Annotated in this window: 15 protein-coding genes and 4 pseudogenes; 8 read left to right on the forward strand and 11 right to left on the reverse strand. The window is 63.0% G+C overall.

Annotated features, from left to right (window positions below; all coding sequences use genetic code 11):
• Positions 1 to 81 precede the first annotated feature (81 nt).
• Positions 82 to 366 (reverse strand): hypothetical protein, encoded by a 285-nt coding sequence (locus G6N48_RS24440; RefSeq protein ID WP_007168476.1) that lies wholly within the window; start codon positions 364 to 366, stop codon positions 82 to 84.
• 126 nt (positions 367 to 492) lie between these two features.
• Positions 493 to 1,840 (reverse strand): annotated as a pseudogene (locus G6N48_RS29070) (IS256 family transposase).
• Between the two features lie 76 nt (positions 1,841 to 1,916).
• On the opposite strand from G6N48_RS29070, the pseudogene G6N48_RS28485 reads away from it, so the two are divergent.
• From G6N48_RS28485 to G6N48_RS24465, 3 genes and pseudogenes are all read left to right on the forward strand, one after another.
• A pseudogene (locus tag G6N48_RS28485) lies at positions 1,917 to 2,319 on the forward strand (DnaB-like helicase C-terminal domain-containing protein); the annotation flags it as partial.
• Positions 2,312 to 2,606, forward strand: a pseudogene (locus tag G6N48_RS24460) (transposase); the annotation flags it as partial. The pseudogenes G6N48_RS28485 and G6N48_RS24460, both read left to right, overlap by 8 nt.
• Positions 2,607 to 2,678: 72 nt before the next feature.
• A complete protein-coding gene (locus tag G6N48_RS24465) occupies positions 2,679 to 3,932 on the forward strand; it encodes an IS30 family transposase (protein WP_420492649.1) in 1,254 nt (417 codons plus the stop codon).
• Between the two features lie 101 nt (positions 3,933 to 4,033).
• Here G6N48_RS24465 and G6N48_RS28745 read toward each other — a convergent pair whose 3' ends face one another.
• On the reverse strand, positions 4,034 to 4,186 hold the full coding sequence (locus G6N48_RS28745) for an enoyl-CoA hydratase-related protein (RefSeq protein ID WP_007168480.1): 153 nt from the start codon (positions 4,184 to 4,186) through the stop codon (positions 4,034 to 4,036).
• A gap of 211 nt (positions 4,187 to 4,397) precedes the next feature.
• On the opposite strand from G6N48_RS28745, the gene G6N48_RS28750 reads away from it, so the two are divergent.
• Positions 4,398 to 4,520: a hypothetical protein gene (locus G6N48_RS28750; protein WP_255250777.1), complete on the forward strand. Its 123-nt coding sequence runs from the start codon at positions 4,398 to 4,400 to the stop codon at positions 4,518 to 4,520.
• Positions 4,521 to 5,967: 1,447 nt separating this feature from the next.
• On the opposite strand, the gene G6N48_RS24480 is transcribed toward G6N48_RS28750, so the two are convergent.
• The 5 genes from G6N48_RS24480 to G6N48_RS24500 all read right to left on the reverse strand — a co-directional run bounded on the left by G6N48_RS24480 (position 5,968) and on the right by G6N48_RS24500 (position 9,104).
• Entirely contained in the window at positions 5,968 to 6,273 is a 306-nt protein-coding gene (locus G6N48_RS24480) for a hypothetical protein (protein WP_007168485.1), read from the reverse strand.
• 60 nt (positions 6,274 to 6,333) lie between these two features.
• Positions 6,334 to 6,675 carry a hypothetical protein gene (locus tag G6N48_RS24485; RefSeq protein ID WP_007168486.1) on the reverse strand — a complete coding sequence of 114 codons (342 nt, stop codon included), beginning with the start codon at positions 6,673 to 6,675 and terminating at the stop codon, positions 6,334 to 6,336.
• 20 nt (positions 6,676 to 6,695) lie between these two features.
• Positions 6,696 to 7,103 (reverse strand): type II toxin-antitoxin system VapC family toxin, encoded by a 408-nt coding sequence (locus G6N48_RS24490; RefSeq protein WP_007168487.1) that lies wholly within the window; start codon positions 7,101 to 7,103, stop codon positions 6,696 to 6,698.
• 3 nt (positions 7,104 to 7,106) lie between these two features.
• Positions 7,107 to 7,379 carry a type II toxin-antitoxin system Phd/YefM family antitoxin gene (locus G6N48_RS24495; RefSeq protein ID WP_033711258.1) on the reverse strand — a complete coding sequence of 91 codons (273 nt, stop codon included), beginning with the start codon at positions 7,377 to 7,379 and terminating at the stop codon, positions 7,107 to 7,109.
• Between the two features lie 489 nt (positions 7,380 to 7,868).
• The gene (locus G6N48_RS24500) at positions 7,869 to 9,104 is read right to left on the reverse strand and encodes an IS256 family transposase (protein ID WP_042909891.1); all 1,236 of its coding nucleotides are present in this window, start codon (positions 9,102 to 9,104) and stop codon (positions 7,869 to 7,871) included.
• Between the two features lie 641 nt (positions 9,105 to 9,745).
• Between G6N48_RS24500 and G6N48_RS24505 the strand changes: the two genes are divergently transcribed.
• Complete coding sequence (locus tag G6N48_RS24505) at positions 9,746 to 9,931, forward strand: hypothetical protein (RefSeq protein ID WP_132160383.1); 186 nt, start codon at positions 9,746 to 9,748, stop codon at positions 9,929 to 9,931.
• A gap of 73 nt (positions 9,932 to 10,004) precedes the next feature.
• Here the strand turns inward: G6N48_RS24505 and G6N48_RS24510 are convergent, their stop codons facing one another.
• The gene (locus G6N48_RS24510) at positions 10,005 to 10,421 is read right to left on the reverse strand and encodes a type II toxin-antitoxin system VapC family toxin (RefSeq protein ID WP_007168492.1); all 417 of its coding nucleotides are present in this window, start codon (positions 10,419 to 10,421) and stop codon (positions 10,005 to 10,007) included.
• Entirely contained in the window at positions 10,418 to 10,669 is a 252-nt protein-coding gene (locus G6N48_RS24515; protein ID WP_007168493.1) for a FitA-like ribbon-helix-helix domain-containing protein, read from the reverse strand. The genes G6N48_RS24510 and G6N48_RS24515 overlap by 4 nt, the downstream gene beginning before the upstream one ends.
• A gap of 801 nt (positions 10,670 to 11,470) precedes the next feature.
• Between G6N48_RS24515 and G6N48_RS24525 the strand changes: the two genes are divergently transcribed.
• Entirely contained in the window at positions 11,471 to 11,866 is a 396-nt protein-coding gene (locus tag G6N48_RS24525; protein WP_007168495.1) for a hypothetical protein, read from the forward strand.
• Positions 11,863 to 12,534 (forward strand): RES family NAD+ phosphorylase, encoded by a 672-nt coding sequence (locus tag G6N48_RS24530; RefSeq protein ID WP_007168496.1) that lies wholly within the window; start codon positions 11,863 to 11,865, stop codon positions 12,532 to 12,534. Before G6N48_RS24525 ends, G6N48_RS24530 begins: the two co-directional genes overlap by 4 nt.
• Before the next feature lie 660 nt (positions 12,535 to 13,194).
• Here the strand turns inward: G6N48_RS24530 and G6N48_RS24535 are convergent.
• Complete coding sequence (locus tag G6N48_RS24535; RefSeq protein WP_085271214.1) at positions 13,195 to 13,998, reverse strand: alpha/beta fold hydrolase; 804 nt, start codon at positions 13,996 to 13,998, stop codon at positions 13,195 to 13,197.
• A gap of 54 nt (positions 13,999 to 14,052) precedes the next feature.
• Between G6N48_RS24535 and G6N48_RS24540 the strand changes: the two are divergent.
• A pseudogene (locus G6N48_RS24540) lies at positions 14,053 to 14,231 on the forward strand (IS256 family transposase); the annotation flags it as partial.
• Positions 14,232 to 14,625: the final 394 nt, after the last annotated feature.

Here is a 14,625-nt window from a genome sequence, read left to right on the forward strand (position 1 = left end):
TACCGGTGGCTGGCAAGCGGCTTCATCCACGGCGAGCAACATCGCCCTGGCGACCCGTGGCGGATCCGCATCGACCCCGAGCTACGCGCCAATATCACCCCAGACACACCCGACGGATGGGTTGGGCTCGAGCAGGCTGCCCGCCGACTCGGCGTGGCCAAACAGACCGTCCTGGATCGAATCCGCCGCGGAGAGCTCAACGCCGTCCACGTCAACCGTGGCCAACGCAAAGGCCTGGCCATCCAACTGCCGCTGCCGGAGGAGACCTTGTTCACTACGGCGCCATGAAACGCCGACAGCAGCTTGTCGCATCCGGTCCAGAACACCTAATCGCACCACCCGCCCGACCATGAACACCAACAACAACGCAGCATTCGGCCCGAATCTGGACCGAATGAGACAAACGACGAAAGGAAATTAGCAGTGAGAACCGGGATCGACCGGGTTGCCCAACTCGTCGCGCAGATCGATCGTTCGCTTGCGTTCATGAGTCTATGCGGTAGCGCTGACAGGCTCGGTTGGCACCAGGCCAGTTTCGGTGTGATTTTGCGGATTCCTTTGCGGCAGTTCGGTCGGTGGGTCGTGCAGCGATCTGCGTAGGTCGGCCAGCAGCCGCAGCCCGGCCGGGGTCATGGTGAACCCGCGCCATCCGGCGCTGGCGCGGTCGAGTACGGCCCACACCAGTGTGAGGCAGGAGTACTCGCCGGGCAGGCGGCCGATCACCTTGACTCTGCGCCGTGTTTCGCCGAAGGTGCGTTCGATGAAGTTGGAGTGTCGGGCCCTGGGCCAATGCTCACGGGGAAACCGCAGGTAGACGGTCAGCGAGTCGCGGTCATCGAGCAGGGCCCGCACTGCGGCCGGGTAGGAGTCGCGCCAGCGCTTGGCGAACGCGTCGGTCCTGTTTTGGGCGAGTTTGACCGCGGCGATGCCGGGTTCGACATCGGCTGGTAGGTCGAAGACCGCCCAATAATCGGCTTTGACGTCAGCTTGGGCATTCTTGGGCACCTTGGCCAGGATGTTTCTGGCGCGATGAATAAGACACCGCTGCCGCAACGCCGCGCCCATGGTGGTCTCGACCGCGCCGATCAGCCCGGGTGCGCCGTCGCTGATCACCAGCAGTGGGCACGCCAGGCCGCGTTCGCCGAGCCCGCGCAAGAACCCTTCCCAGGCCGCACCGGATTCCGAGGAGGCCGCCTCAAGCCCGACGAACACCGGTTTGCCGTCGGTGTCGATACCCCACGCGGCCAGTACCGGCTCGGCTGAGGCGCCTGCGTGGTATTTAAAGTGCGACCCGTCCAGGAACAGGTAATCGAGCTCGACGTCGTCGAGGCGGCGAGCGCTCCACTGCTCGAACTGAGCCGTTGATGTCCTCGCAGATGCGCGACACCGTCGACTTCGACACCGCGGCGGCCTCGCCGAGCGCTTCGACCAGGGTGGCCTCCACGTCGCGGACCGACAACCCGCGCACGAACCCGGCGATCACCAATGCCTCCAATGCGTTGGTCTTGGTTACTCCCTTGCCGAACAGCTGGGAGGCGAACCGCTCGGTGGTGCCGCGCATCTTCGGCCGTGCCAGCGTCACCGGTCCCGCGGTGGTCTTCACCGTGGTCGGGCAGTATCCGTTGCGCATCCCGGCGCGGGCGTCCGCACAGCTCGCGGTCCGCTGGTAGCGGTCCCGGCCCAAAAACGCGGCCACTTCGGCCTCGATGGCGGTCTGCAGCAGCAACCGGGCACCAAGCCGGGCTACTTCCTCGATCGCGCCCGCCAGGTCCTCGCCGCCGGCGAACACACCATCAATTTCTGCCTGCAACCGCTGCACAGGCGATACCCTCTTCGACACGGACGTAGGCTCCTTCCATCAGACTGGCCGGTCTTCGAGGGAACCTACGTCCGGATTCTTTTACACCGCGGCAGGGACACGACCTAGCGAGGACACTGTCGCGTTAGAGGACTTGCTGACTCCGACACTCGACGAGTTGGACACGATCGCTACCAATGGCGGTCTGGCGCGGGGCGTGCCGACCGGATTCGCTGATCTCGATGAGATCACCTGCGGGCTTCAGCCAGGAACCATGGTTACCGTTGCGGCTCGTCCGGGCGTTGGAAAAGTCCGTTCTAGCACTGGATTTCATGCGATCGTGTTCGCTCAGACATCGGATGGCCAGTGTCATCTTCTCGTTGGAAATGAGTAAGTCCGAAATTGTGATGCGGCTGCTGGCGGCCGAAGCGAGGGTCAAACTTGCGGATATGCGTTCGGGGCGCATGAATGACGATGACTGGATCCGGGTGGGCGGCACCATGAGTCAAATCAGCGATGCCCGGATTCGGCCCGTTGCTAGGAGGCGGAATTCGTGGCCGCGATTAACGGCGATCTAGCTAACTACGAGACCGTGGATAGGCTTGCGGGCATCGCTGGTCTTTCACCAGTGCCACACGATTCCGGGCGCGTCACGGGCAACCTGAAACGTCCACGCAGGTATGACCGGCGCTTACTCCGAGCCTGCTACATGGCTGCCCACAACAGTCTCCGCACCAGTCCAGCATCGCGTGCCTTCTACGACCGGAAACGAGCCCAGGGCAAACGCCACAGTTGTCGGCGTCGTCTGAAAACTGACCCCGTGTCGACGCGGTGGTTTCTAGGTGCGGTCGCAACACTTCTCTAGATTCTGGAGGTTGTGTTGGCATCGTCGCGTCGGGTGAAGAAGGGGCCGGGACGTCGTCCGCAGTCGGCCAAGCGTCAGCGGTTCATGGAGTTGCGGGCTCGCGGGTGGAGCGTGCGGGCCGCGGCCCGCGAAGTCGGTGTGTCCCGGTCCGCTGCGACGAACTGGACACGCGGTTACAAGACCTACCGCAACGGCGTCGCGGTCGGGTTCGTCCCGCCGCTAGATCGACTAGCGGTCCGCCAGATCAGCACGCGATACCTGTCCCAGGACGAGCGCATCGAGATCGCCGATCTGCATCACTCAGGGCTGAGGGTGCGGACGATCGCCACCCGACTCGGTCGAGCGCCGTCGACGATTTCGAGGGAGCTACGGCGCAACGCACCAGCCGGCCGCGGATATCAGCCCTTCGATGCCCACCGGCGAGCCACCGCGCGACGAGCACGTCACCACCGCCGTCGGGTCGACACCAACGACCAGCTCGGTAACGCGGTCGCCGAGCTGCTTCTTCAGCGTTGGAGCCCCCAACAGATCAGCCGTCACCTCCGCCACCGCTTCCCCGATGATTCATCGATGTGGTTATGCCACGAAAGCATCTATCAAGCTGTCTATCAACCGAATTCACGTTTCATGCGGCCCTCGCGATTAGCGCCGCACCGACGCTCACCGCTGCGCACCGGTCGAGATCACCGCCGAGCGCATCACCGCCAGAGTTGCCGGCGGCCGCGGTTCCAGCAGCCGATGCTCACCATCCACGACCGGTCCTTCTCGGCTGTCGACCGGTCTGAAGCCGGCCACTGGGAAGGCGACCTTATCATCGGTAATAACCACCTCTCGGCGATCGGCACTCTGGTCGAACGCCAGACCCGGATGCTGCGGTTGGTGCATCTGCCTCGCAGTGACGCCGACTCCCTGCACGCGGCCTTGGTGGCCCGCATGAAGGATCTGCCACCCACGCTGATGCGGTCGATCACCTGGGACCAGGGCACCGAGATGGCGCGCCACCTTGCCACCACCGACAAGCTCGGCGCGCCCGTCTACTTCTGCGACTCCAGATCACCCTGGCAACGCGGCACGAACGAGAACACCAACGGACTGCTGCGCGACTACTTCCCGAAGGGCGTCACCCTCATCAGCCACCCGCCGGAGCAGTTGTTGGCCGTCGAACACGAACTCAACCATCGCCCCCGCATAGTCCTCCAAGACCGTTGCCCCGCCGATCTATTCGCTGCCCTGTTAGTCTCGAGTGATCCGTCGGTGTTGCGACGTTGAGTAGAACCCACCCCGTCGTCAACACCTCACACCTCTGCCGCGTGGACCGGCCCTAAGTCATTACGTCACGATCGGCGGTGCCCTTGCCGCCGCGAGTGTCCTCACGGGCAAGACACTGCGAAAAGACCGCGCTTCGGCTCCATCACCGCGAATCGTGCGTCGGGCACGGCCACTCGGATGTCGGTGGAGCTCAACATCTCGAATCCGCCCGCCACGCAAGTGCCGTTGACCGCGGCGATGATCGGCTTGTACACGGGGAAGCGATGCAGGACGGCGTGGATTGCGTCGAGCTTGTCCAGAGAAGAATCCGGTTATTTCCGCCTGCATCCTGCGAGTCCGAGGCGGTCGGCGGCATCTCGCTGCCAGATGTCAAGACCCGGGTGTGTGCCAAGTGATAGGTCGACGGTTCGGCGTGTTCGTTGGTCGCCTGTCTACCGGATGGTCATGAGGCGTTCGGTCGGCCCGGTGCCTGTAGGTGAGGGCGGGGTGGCAGCCGCGGTGTTTCTGTGGGACGGTGCGGCGCTCGATTCGATGCGGCTGCGGCCGGTGCTCATTGCGGCGATCCCCTCTTCGGGTGCGTTTCAGTAGATCTGCATATCAGTACGCGGATCAATGAGGGGTCCTGCACTTGGGCCCAAGGTGAGGCGCGGCACCCCTCGCGCGTCGTCGGCGATGAGTTGCCGGCGGGCGTCTGCTGAGGCCCTGTGTTGGGGACGGTCTAGGTGCACGCGGCGAGGTGTGACTGCTGATCGGACTACGCAGGGAGCGATTTTTGGCCAACAGCGATACTGAATTCTAGGAAGAAAGGTTTCTGCAGATATCGGGCACCAACCGAGTAAGTCTAGTTTGCTGGCACCTTGAAACTCTGATAATCGTAATCAAGTCAGACTCTGGCCTGAATGATTCACGTTGTGCTCGATATCAGTAAGTACGCAGACGCGAATTGGCGCATGTCAGTACACCAGTACATGGTTGTTGAACTGCTGCAATATACGATTGTAGGTGTGGAAGTCAGTGTCTACTGAAACACTGAATTTATGAATATGAATCACTTTGCAAACAAGGTAGCCCAATTGGCTTGACGCTCACTTTCTGTAGTAGCTAAGCTGCATTGCATAGCCAAAGTTCATACAGCTGGTGGCATTGCTATCACCAGTTGTGGGAATCCAGTTGTGGGAATGGAGGTGAGCCCCATTACCACCTAAGTGACTGTGCAACGCACGACAAGTGCGCCGATCATAACGCGATCATCTAATGATCCATGAATTCGGAGGGGAACATGACTTGCAAGACACGACGCCGCGGTATCACGATCAAGCTCGGCATGGCCGCAGGTGCAGCTTTGGCCGCCGGGCTCATCCCGATAGCCAGCGCGGGCGCTGCCTGGGCGGATGAGCCAGACCCAGGGATCACAGTTGGGGGCGGCGGGTCTGGTGGAGTGTCCACCCCGATCGGTGGGGGCAGGGCGTCGACCGGCGGGTCCGGTGCTTTCAACGACAATGGCGGCGGCTTCGGTACTGGCACGTCGGGCGGTTTGACCGGTCCGGGCGGCGCTGGGAGCGGCGCTTCCACCGGCGCGGGCGGTGGTTTCACCCTGCCGGGATTGCCGGGATTTTGAGGTAGGCACCGCAGCGGGAATCGACATTTGACTGGCGTGGCCGCTAGCCGCGCAGCAACGGATGTCGACATGCGGGGCAAGCGGATGACGCACCCCGAAGCCTCGGGAGAGGACGTTTGCTTGGTGATTGGGACCGGTCGCCCGAGTCGCGCACATCGTGGCCGGGCGACCGCTCGTCGGCGGGTATGACGGTCGGCTGCCGAACACGCCTGGCGCCTGAAGCGGCCACCCATGATGCCGAGCATGAAGTGTTGGTGCGCGCGCCCAGTCGCAAAGTTCGTGATTGAGGCGTGACGGGCGGTCCACCACGCAACGCACGATGTCTTGCGGTCACCATCTTCCACCATCTTCGAGCCAGCGCCCGTTCACATCCGGCCACCAGGTCGGCAACGGGTCGCGGCGGGCAAGGCGGGCGGTTCATCGCGCTGCGCGGCGCACCAGACAGCGCGGTCGCCTGGCGTTTCTGCCGCGCGCTCGCAACGCCGTGCTGCGCCGCTTCATCGAGGCTGCAGTGCGCTTCATCGCGTCGATGAGGTCCTTGGCCTCGCCGATCGATTCCAAAATGGCCACCCGAGCTTGGCCGGCCTCCTTAGTCAGTGGTGTGCCCAGGAGCTGCCAGTCCGAGCGCAGCCAGTCGCGCGCCGCGCTGAGCGCTGATCTCACTTCGTCGATGCAGGCGCGGGCGTTCTCGAATAGTTCGGGACGAGTTGGCAGGTCAGCCATGGGTTGTCCTTTGCGGCGGGTTGTAGCGGGAAGCCGTGGGAGTGACGGCCGGCGAGGTTTTCACCAGCCGGCGTAGGCAAGGGGCAGGTCGGCGATGACTTGTCGGCGTGATTCGTCGAGGCTGGCAGCAATGTCGCTGAGGCCATTTGCGCCAAGTGATCGCAAGAGTTCGCCGCCGGGCTCAGAGTTGTAAAAGCTCACCATCGCCGCAAGGAACATCGCTTCGCCCGAGGACAGCCATCCGATAGCTGATCGGATCTCGTCGACCCTCGGCGAGAGATCCCACTTGCTGGTCGCGCTGTCCGGGGAAGTCTGGCCGTCGGCGAACCATCGGGGACCGGCGATCTCTACACCGCGCTGCCACGCTTGAAAAACGGTCTCATCATAGAAACGTGCTGACATGTGTTCTCCTCCTGAGCCGTTCATGAGTTTCTTCCAGGTGTGACAATCGTTATCCCGAGGGCACGGGCGGCGTCGCTGAGTCGACTGTCATAGGCGACCATGGCGGTCAATGGTGCTGTGGATGCGGCGATTTGAGCGGTGGCCAGGTGTATCGCATCGAGCGAGCGCAGCGCCGGATCGGGGTAGGCGGCCGCGGTGGCGCGGATGACCTGGTCGATTTCGAACCGATCCAGTCTGGCCAGCACAGAGGGGACAGCAGATAAGCCATTTGGGGCGACTGCGCGGATGGCTCTGGGGAGCTCCACTTCAGCCAAGGCAGATGTTATCCAACGTGTTTCGGTGCGTTCATCGAGCCAGTCAGCTAGAGCATCAGATTCGACTTCGATCCGGATCAGCTTGACCAGAGCCGAGGTATCCAGGTAGATCACCGGCTAATACCTTTCCTCGGCGCGCAGACGTTGCAATAGCGCGCCGGCGTCGAGATTGTCGTGCATCGGAACGGTCGGCCGCGGGGCTGGGCCGGCCAGCGTCGCCGGTTGCACTCTGCCGGCAGTGATCAACGCATCCAGTGGGCCGGCGGTAGCGGGGATTATTCGGGCGATGACTTCCCCGCGCTCAGTAAGCGTGATCTCTTCGCCACGCTTGACGCGGGCCAAGACCTTTGCCGTCTCTTGGTTGAGCATTCGGAGAGGTACTTCACTCATACCAATAATGTACTACATAGTTGTACTACATGCTATGGTGGCGCAACTGGTTCGGAGCGCCGGCGGCCCATGTCCACACGCCCGCCCCCGAGAATCAACCTATCGACGAAGCCGTTCAGGAACTCCGCGCCGGCCTCGTCGTCAGGCTCGCGGCCATCGGTGCTCACAAAGGGACCTATCCGTCTCTAGCTGCCTTGTCAGCTCAATTCTCACAGGTGGGGCAGAGATATGCGACGGTCAGCGCGTGGTTATACGGCCGAGCCATTCGCTTGATGCCGGCGGTCTGCGGGCGGTGCCGCTCAGTCAGTGCCGTCGTCCCGACCATTGGTGGCGCCAGCCACTCGGCCAACCTAGCCTTGACCTGCTCCGCCTGCTCCCGACTGTGGCACATGTCGTTTGCCATCTTTCCGAGTGTTACGCGGCAGGGGAGAAGGTCAAGTCCAGGGACGTGGTGTACGACGTCGTCGTGTGATTCTTCGACTTGGTGGTTTAGGCGGTCAGTGCCGCCGGGGTGTCCTCCTGTTCTGTTGATGGCGTGTGGTCGGCGCGGGATTTGCTGAGGACGTCGAGGCCGAGGTAGCGGCGGGATTCGGCCCATTCGTCGTGTTGTTCGGCCAGCACCGCGCCGACGAGGCGGATTAGGGCGTTGCGGTCGGGGAAGATTCCGACGACGTCGGTGCGCCGGCGGATTTCCTTGTTGAGTCGTTCTTGTGGGTTGTTGGACCAGATCTGCCGCCAAATTTGTTTGGGGAAGGCGGTGAAGGCGAGCAGGTCGGCGCGGGCGTCTTCGAGGTGGTCGGCGACCTTGGGGAGCTTGTCGGCCAGTGCGTCGATGATGCGGTCATATTGGGCTGCAACGGAACCGGCGTCAGGTTGATCGAAGACCGAATGCAGTAGTGTGCGTACCCACGGCCACGATGATTTCGGAGTGATGGCCATCAGGTTGGTGGCGTAGTGGGTGCGACACCGTTGCCACGATGCCCCAGGCAGGGTGGCGCCGATCGCGGCCACCAGACCGGCGTGGGCGTCGGAAGTGACCAGACGGACCCCTGATAGGCCGCGGGCGGTCAGCGACCGCAGGAAGGTCAGCCAGCCGGCCCCGTCCTCGGCGGTGGTGACGTCGATGCCCAGGATTTCGCGGTAGCCCTCGGCGTTGACCCCGGTGGCGATCAGCGCGTGCACGTTGACCACCCGGCCTGCTTCGCGAACCTTGAGCACCAGGGCGTCAGCAGCCATGAACGTGTACGGGCCTGCATCCAGTGGCCGGGTCCGGAACGCCTCGACCGCGGCGTCGAGCTCTTTGGCCATCACGCTGACCTGGGACTTCGACAAGCTGGTGATGCCCAGAGTCTCGACGAGTTTGTCCATCCGCCGCGTCGAAACGCCCAGCAGGTAGCAGGTAGCCACCACCGTGGTCAGGGCCCGCTCGGCGCGTTTGCGCCGTTCCAGCAGCCAGTCCGGGAAGTACGAACCTTGCCTTAGCTTGGGAATCGCCAGATCCAATGTGCCTGCGCGGGTGTCAAACTCGCGGTGCCGATACCCGTTGCGGGAATTGGTGCGCTCGCTGCTGCGCTGGCCGTAGCCGGCACCGCACACCGCGTCGGCTTCGGCGCCCATCAGGGCGTGAATGAAGGCGGCCAACAACTCGCGCAGCACATCAGGGTGCGTGGTGGTGAGTCGTTCGGCCAGCACGGCAGACAGGTCGATATCGTGGGCAATGGTCATCGCGTTGATTCCTTTGCTCGAGTGACTTTGGTCGGTCCCTCGAAGAATCACGCGATGACCTTCATTCATCCGGCTACGACACGCCGGTCATCACCGGCTCGTACACCACTCTGCTGGACGCAACTGGGGAGAACTGGCACCGTGACGAATTGACCACCAAGATAGAGTTCAACCTACGCCCATCCGCTTACGATCAGAGATCTTCAGGGTCACCAATGTCCGATAAGGCACCGCGGCACAAGCCTGCAGAACGGATGACAGCGGAACAGCTCCGCCGAGCAGCCGACGCTTGCCGAGACCTCGACGATCCGACGTTGATGGCGAAGGCTTGGGACGAGCCACCGCCGCCCGATATGCAAGCTTCAACAAACACACCGCGTCAATTCGGCCAGCTACAGAATCTCTCAGTTTCCGACACCTTCGATAATCCGCTGCCTGACGTGGAAGTCGCTGCGTGGGAAGCCGATTGTCCCCTTAGGTCCCAGACTCCAACGCGGGCGTCCGCCTTACGAAATGCAACGTCGCAATTGTTACTCAATGGCCGGCGCGCCCTTGAACACCCCGGACTTGTCGTTGGACAGGTGCATTGTGAACGTACCGCGCAGCCAGGGCGTGTTTGGTGTTGTAATAGGAGACTCGTTATGCAGCCGGATCAGCAGATGATAGAAGCACTGGTCAATTTGGCGACGAACGGCGTGCTGGACCGCATCGGCAACCGTGCCAAGCGTGCGCGGAATTGCGGCAGTGGGGACTGCACCCGCACCATCCTGAGCCGGGGAGCCCGTTTGTCGGCGACGACGCCGCTTTTAAGGAGGCGTATCCCTTAGTGCCGGCGGGGGATGCGGCGGTTGTCCGTTATCACTGGATCTGGGGCATTCTCAATGAATCTGGGGCACGACGTCAGTCCCAGGGGTTGACCAGGTCGACGCCCGTTCCGTCGAAGTGGCGAGTATTGCGGGTAGCCACAGTTGCGTGCCGGGACGCGGCGATGCCGGCGATCTGCACATCACGAATTTCCACCGCACGCCCACCTCGTTGTTGGGTGGCGGCGATGGTCCCAGCGGCAAACGCAGCCGTCAGGTCGAAGGATTGCACACGACCATCAAGGTCTTCGTCGAGGAGTTGAGAAAAGATCTCGTCGAGCCGCTTGCGTCGGCGGCTTGGCGTCAAAAGTTCAATACCAGTGCGTATCTCGAATACTGTTACCGATGTCGTCCAGATTGATTCGGTGGGCTGATTATCGAGCCATTCCACGACGGCCGGATCGGGTGTGTCCCGCATCAACGCGGAGAGCACATTGGTGTCCAGCACGATCATGATTCGTTGAACTGTGCCGGCTGGACGGGCTGTCCCCGCAGTTCGGGTATGTCCTCGGTCAGGCCCACGCCTTTGAAGCGTGACGCGATACGAGACCCGAGCCGCCCAGGCGGATTATCGACGTGCCGGACTGCGTTCCGTAAGATCTCGCGCACCTCCTCCTCGGTGCTGCGACCGTGTTGACGGGCTAGTCGCTGCAATTTGGCCTTGGTGTCGTCCTCAAGTTGACGGATGAGAATCTGCGCCACAGAGCGATGCTATCACGATATCGTTCAGATAGTGCGTTGACCTCGCCTTCATTGAGAATGCCCCAGATCCGGTTATAACGGACAGCGGTCACCGAGGAGTGTTTGATTCCGATGATGAGCGCCACGGAGAACCTGTACGCGGCCGCGTTGCTCGTAGATCAACGGACGACGACGAGGAACCTCTACGCGTCGTCCATAATGCAACTATGCCGTTCGGCGATGGAGACATCGGCGCGAACCATCTGGTTGCTCAGCGACCCCGACAGGAACGTACGGCGGGATCAACGGGACGCGGATTCGCTCGTGCCCGAGCGCATGGAGCCGACCATCGCACGGTGGATGAGTCTCTACGCCTAGGTGGCTCGGACGCGCTCGCCGATCTTCTCGTGGTGACGTTCGCGGCTTATCTGTAATCGTGTCACCCGCGACGGCTCGCGCCGCGGGTTGCGCATGGGCCCACTTATGGCTGTTGGAATGGCCACGGATTTGGCCACAGAACACGGTGGAACCGATGCGAACAAGAGGGACGGAGCGTCACAGCGGGAACGGCTGAACCTCGCTGACGTGCAGCTATGAGACCGTGCGCACTGGAGGAGACGGTGACCGGTTAGCTCATACCTTAGAGGTCGAATCGTGGCCAGTGAGCGGCGTCGTTGGCGGCATTTTTGCGCGAACATGCTGATTCAACGGCTCCAACCGCGAACCGTAGGCCAGGCCTGGTGGCTATCAGGTGTAGCTTCAGGGTGTGTTCTCAGGTGTTTATGTGGTAGCGTCTCAGGTAGATCAACGTGGAGGTGCGATATGCCAGTCTTGACCGTCTCTGCGGCGCAGCGGCTTGATGATGAGGCAGCGACGCTTTCGATCCGCGAGATCGCCGCGTATCTGCAAGAGGCCGTCGGCCAGCGCGTCGCGGCGGCGATGGCGGGCTTGGCTGACGCCAAGCAAATCGGCCGCTACGCGCGCAAGGGCGGCCCGGAACCTCACGGCGCGACCGAGCGCCGGTTACGTGAGGGCTACAAGGTCGTCAGGATGCTCGTCGATGCTTACGACGACAAGACGGCGCGGGCGTGGCTGTTTGGCACCAACACGCGCTTGGACGATCGCGCGCCGATCGAGGTGCTCGGTGCGGCGGTCGACACCGCGGAGTTCGCGATGGTTGTCCGGGCTGCACGGCAGGTCGCCAGCTTCCAGTCGTGATCGCGGCGCCCGAGCAGGGGCGAACCCTGTGGCGGGTCGGCTATTACGCTGACCCGCTCGGCTTCACTCCGCTGGAGCTGTACCAGTTCAGTCACCGTTTCGACGACGTCTACCGCCGGTTCCGCACGCTCTATTGTGCTGACTTGGCGGAAACGTGTCTTCGCGAGGTGCTAGCCGACTTCCGGCCGAACCTCGGCGCGCTGCGCCGCCATGTTGAGCGCTACGGACCTGAGGCTGCCCAAGACTTCACTGAGAAGCCGGTCACTGCGCAGTGGCGCATACAGCACGCCCTCGTTCCCACAGTCCTGAAGCTCGATGGCCCCTTGATCGATCTCACCGACGTGCCCACACGCCAGGAGATCGAGGATCGCCACGTCGAACTGCTGCTCGAGCACGACCTGCAGCACCTCGATCTGCGCGAGATCACCACCAGTCGCCGCGCCATCACGCAGACGATCGCCGCGGACCTTTTTGACCGAGGCGCCGGCGCCGTCCGGTTCCCGTCCCGCCTGGACGGCAACGCTTGCGTCGCACTCTTCGAGGGGCGCGGCACCGCGAGCTTGGCCGGAGACCCCATCGCGCTCACCGACCCGCCGCCCGAACCGCTCCTCAACGTCACCACGCCGTGGGGCCTAGTGCTTGAGCCAGCGCCGGTGAAACTGCTCTAGATTGGGATGCGCGCGGTGGTGCCCATCGGACCACACGCAAGCAAATTGGACTGCATCCAGCCTTTCAGTTGCGGTCGATAGTTCAGTTGGCGTCTCTATGAGATCCGCCGGGACCGCCGCGCTCTGTTCGGTAAGCGAAAACCATCGCACTAAGACTTCGCCCAAGTCCGCTTCTACCGACCAAGTAACCCGATCGGCTTGCCACGCAGATTGGGTTATCTCATGGGGCCAACATGGGGCCAACGAGCCAGACCGACTGATCCAACACGTCCGAATGCCGGTTGCGCTTCTGGTCTGACCGGCTGAAACACATTGGTGTAGGCCAGAACTCCGCCTGAAAAGCGGAAGGTCGGCGGTTCGATCCCGCCCCTGGCCACCATTCTTTACCTGCATCGACACGGGTCTTGCACTCGGTTGTGTCGGCCGCACACCAGCCCCACCCGCCTGGCGCAGGCCACGATCGACGTGATCGTGCAGCTGCGCGCCGAGCTCACCAGCAAAGGCCTCGACAACGGCGCACACACCATCGCCTGGCACCTGCAGCACCACCACGAACTGATCGTGTCGGTCGCCGCCCGCGAACGTAGCCGGGACCTGGGCTACGGCTTCGAACTCTCGCGGGATGCCGTGGCGGGCAGCGGTGTACGGCGCCGACGGGCGTCACTCCGCCAGGAAGTCCTCGACCAGCGCGTTGATCAGAGCTGGGTCCTCGAGTGCGGCGAGGTGCGCGACGCCGTCCAGGACGACGAACGTGGCGCCGGGGATGGCGTCGGCCATGGCCTTCGTCTCATGGTTGGGGAACGTCGTGTCCTCGGCTCCCGCGACCACCAGCACGGGCGTCGTCACGCGAGCCAGAAGTGCGTGCTGGTCGGGCCGCAAGGGGACCACGCTGCGCACCGCCCATGAGCATGACGCCACGTCGTTGCCCGTGACCCTGGTGCGGACATAGGCGACGACATCGGGCCGCGTCCGGAAGGTGGTCGGGCCCAGGAAGCTCTTGAGAACCGATCGGGTCAGTGGCGGCTTGATCCCGCCGAGCAACCGGGCCATCCGTAGCATGATGGCGTACTCGACCTTCTGCCTGGCGCCGGCTACCGATGCCGTGCAGTTCATCAGCACGGCTCGGCGGACGCGGTCGGGGTGGAGGGCGGCGAAGGTGCCGCCGATCATTCCGCCCCATGAGTTGCCGACGAAGTGGGCGCTGCCGATGCCGAGGTGGTCGAGAATGTCGACGATGCACTGTGCGCACTTCTCGAAGGTGAAAGTCGCGGTGAGCTTTTGGCTGCCGCCGTGTCCGGGGGGATCGATCAGGACGACGCGGTGGCGGTCGGCAAAGTGGTCGGACTGCCCGGCCCACATGTCGCCAGTCATCAGCAGGCTGGGCCAGAACAGGATCGCTTCCCCGGACCCGTCGATGTGAACGCAAATTTCACCGAGTGCGGTGTCGACCTGTACGCGTTCCACAGTGGGCACTGTAGCGATCCTTCCTGAGCAAGCTCGATGAGATCCGCATCCGAGACGCCCGTGGGGCCGATCGTCGTGAAGGCACCGCGGATAAACGACCGCCGCGTGAACCCCGATCGTTGATGCCAGCGTGGTCGCGTAAGTCGCCGCAAACGACCGAGGTGCTGCCGCTGCTGTACTTGCACGCGTTGTCGACCAGTGACTTCGGTCCAGTCCTGGAGTTGTTTATCGGTCCGAAGCACGCGTAGGTCAGCTTGCGCCGCCGGATCCCCCAACTCGCCCCGACGCCGGTCTGAACGCCTCACCCCATGCGGCCAGCGCGGCACGCGTCGCCTCACCCACCGCACACCCACGCTTGACAACTGTTCCCATTGCTAGAAAAACGAGACACCCCAAGCTGCCCGCAGCTGAACCTCACCGTTGAGCTGAGCTTGTCGCCGTCGACCCAGGCTGTCCAATGTCGTCGGTGAAACCCATATCTTCGCTCATGGGCCTGCATCGACCGTTCGTAGGCGGGGGGCTGAATCGGTTTTGTACGTGGACGCACATGAGTTGACGCGCCGCGCACCGCTTGGACGCGAACGAACGGCGTGGGCAGTTTGTCTGCTGTGGTGTCTAGATGGCAGT

The sequence above is a fragment of the Mycobacterium parmense genome (assembly GCF_010730575.1).
GTDB lineage: Bacteria > Actinomycetota > Actinomycetes > Mycobacteriales > Mycobacteriaceae > Mycobacterium > Mycobacterium parmense.

Bases quoted from the DNA above. Each gene is read 5' to 3' on its own strand.
- G6N48_RS24480 (WP_007168485.1), bottom strand. From the start codon at position 6,273: ATGGCTGACCTGCCAACTCGTCCCGAACTATTCGAGAACGCCCGCGCC.
- G6N48_RS24485 (WP_007168486.1), bottom strand. From the start codon at position 6,675: ATGTCAGCACGTTTCTATGATGAGACCGTTTTTCAAGCGTGGCAGCGC.
- G6N48_RS24495 (WP_033711258.1), bottom strand. From the start codon at position 7,379: ATGAGTGAAGTACCTCTCCGAATGCTCAACCAAGAGACGGCAAAGGTC.
- G6N48_RS24500 (WP_042909891.1), bottom strand. From the start codon at position 9,104: ATGACCATTGCCCACGATATCGACCTGTCTGCCGTGCTGGCCGAACGA.
- G6N48_RS24505 (WP_132160383.1), top strand. From the start codon at position 9,746: ATGCAGCCGGATCAGCAGATGATAGAAGCACTGGTCAATTTGGCGACG.
- G6N48_RS24510 (WP_007168492.1), bottom strand. From the start codon at position 10,421: ATGATCGTGCTGGACACCAATGTGCTCTCCGCGTTGATGCGGGACACA.
- G6N48_RS24525 (WP_007168495.1), top strand. From the start codon at position 11,471: ATGCCAGTCTTGACCGTCTCTGCGGCGCAGCGGCTTGATGATGAGGCA.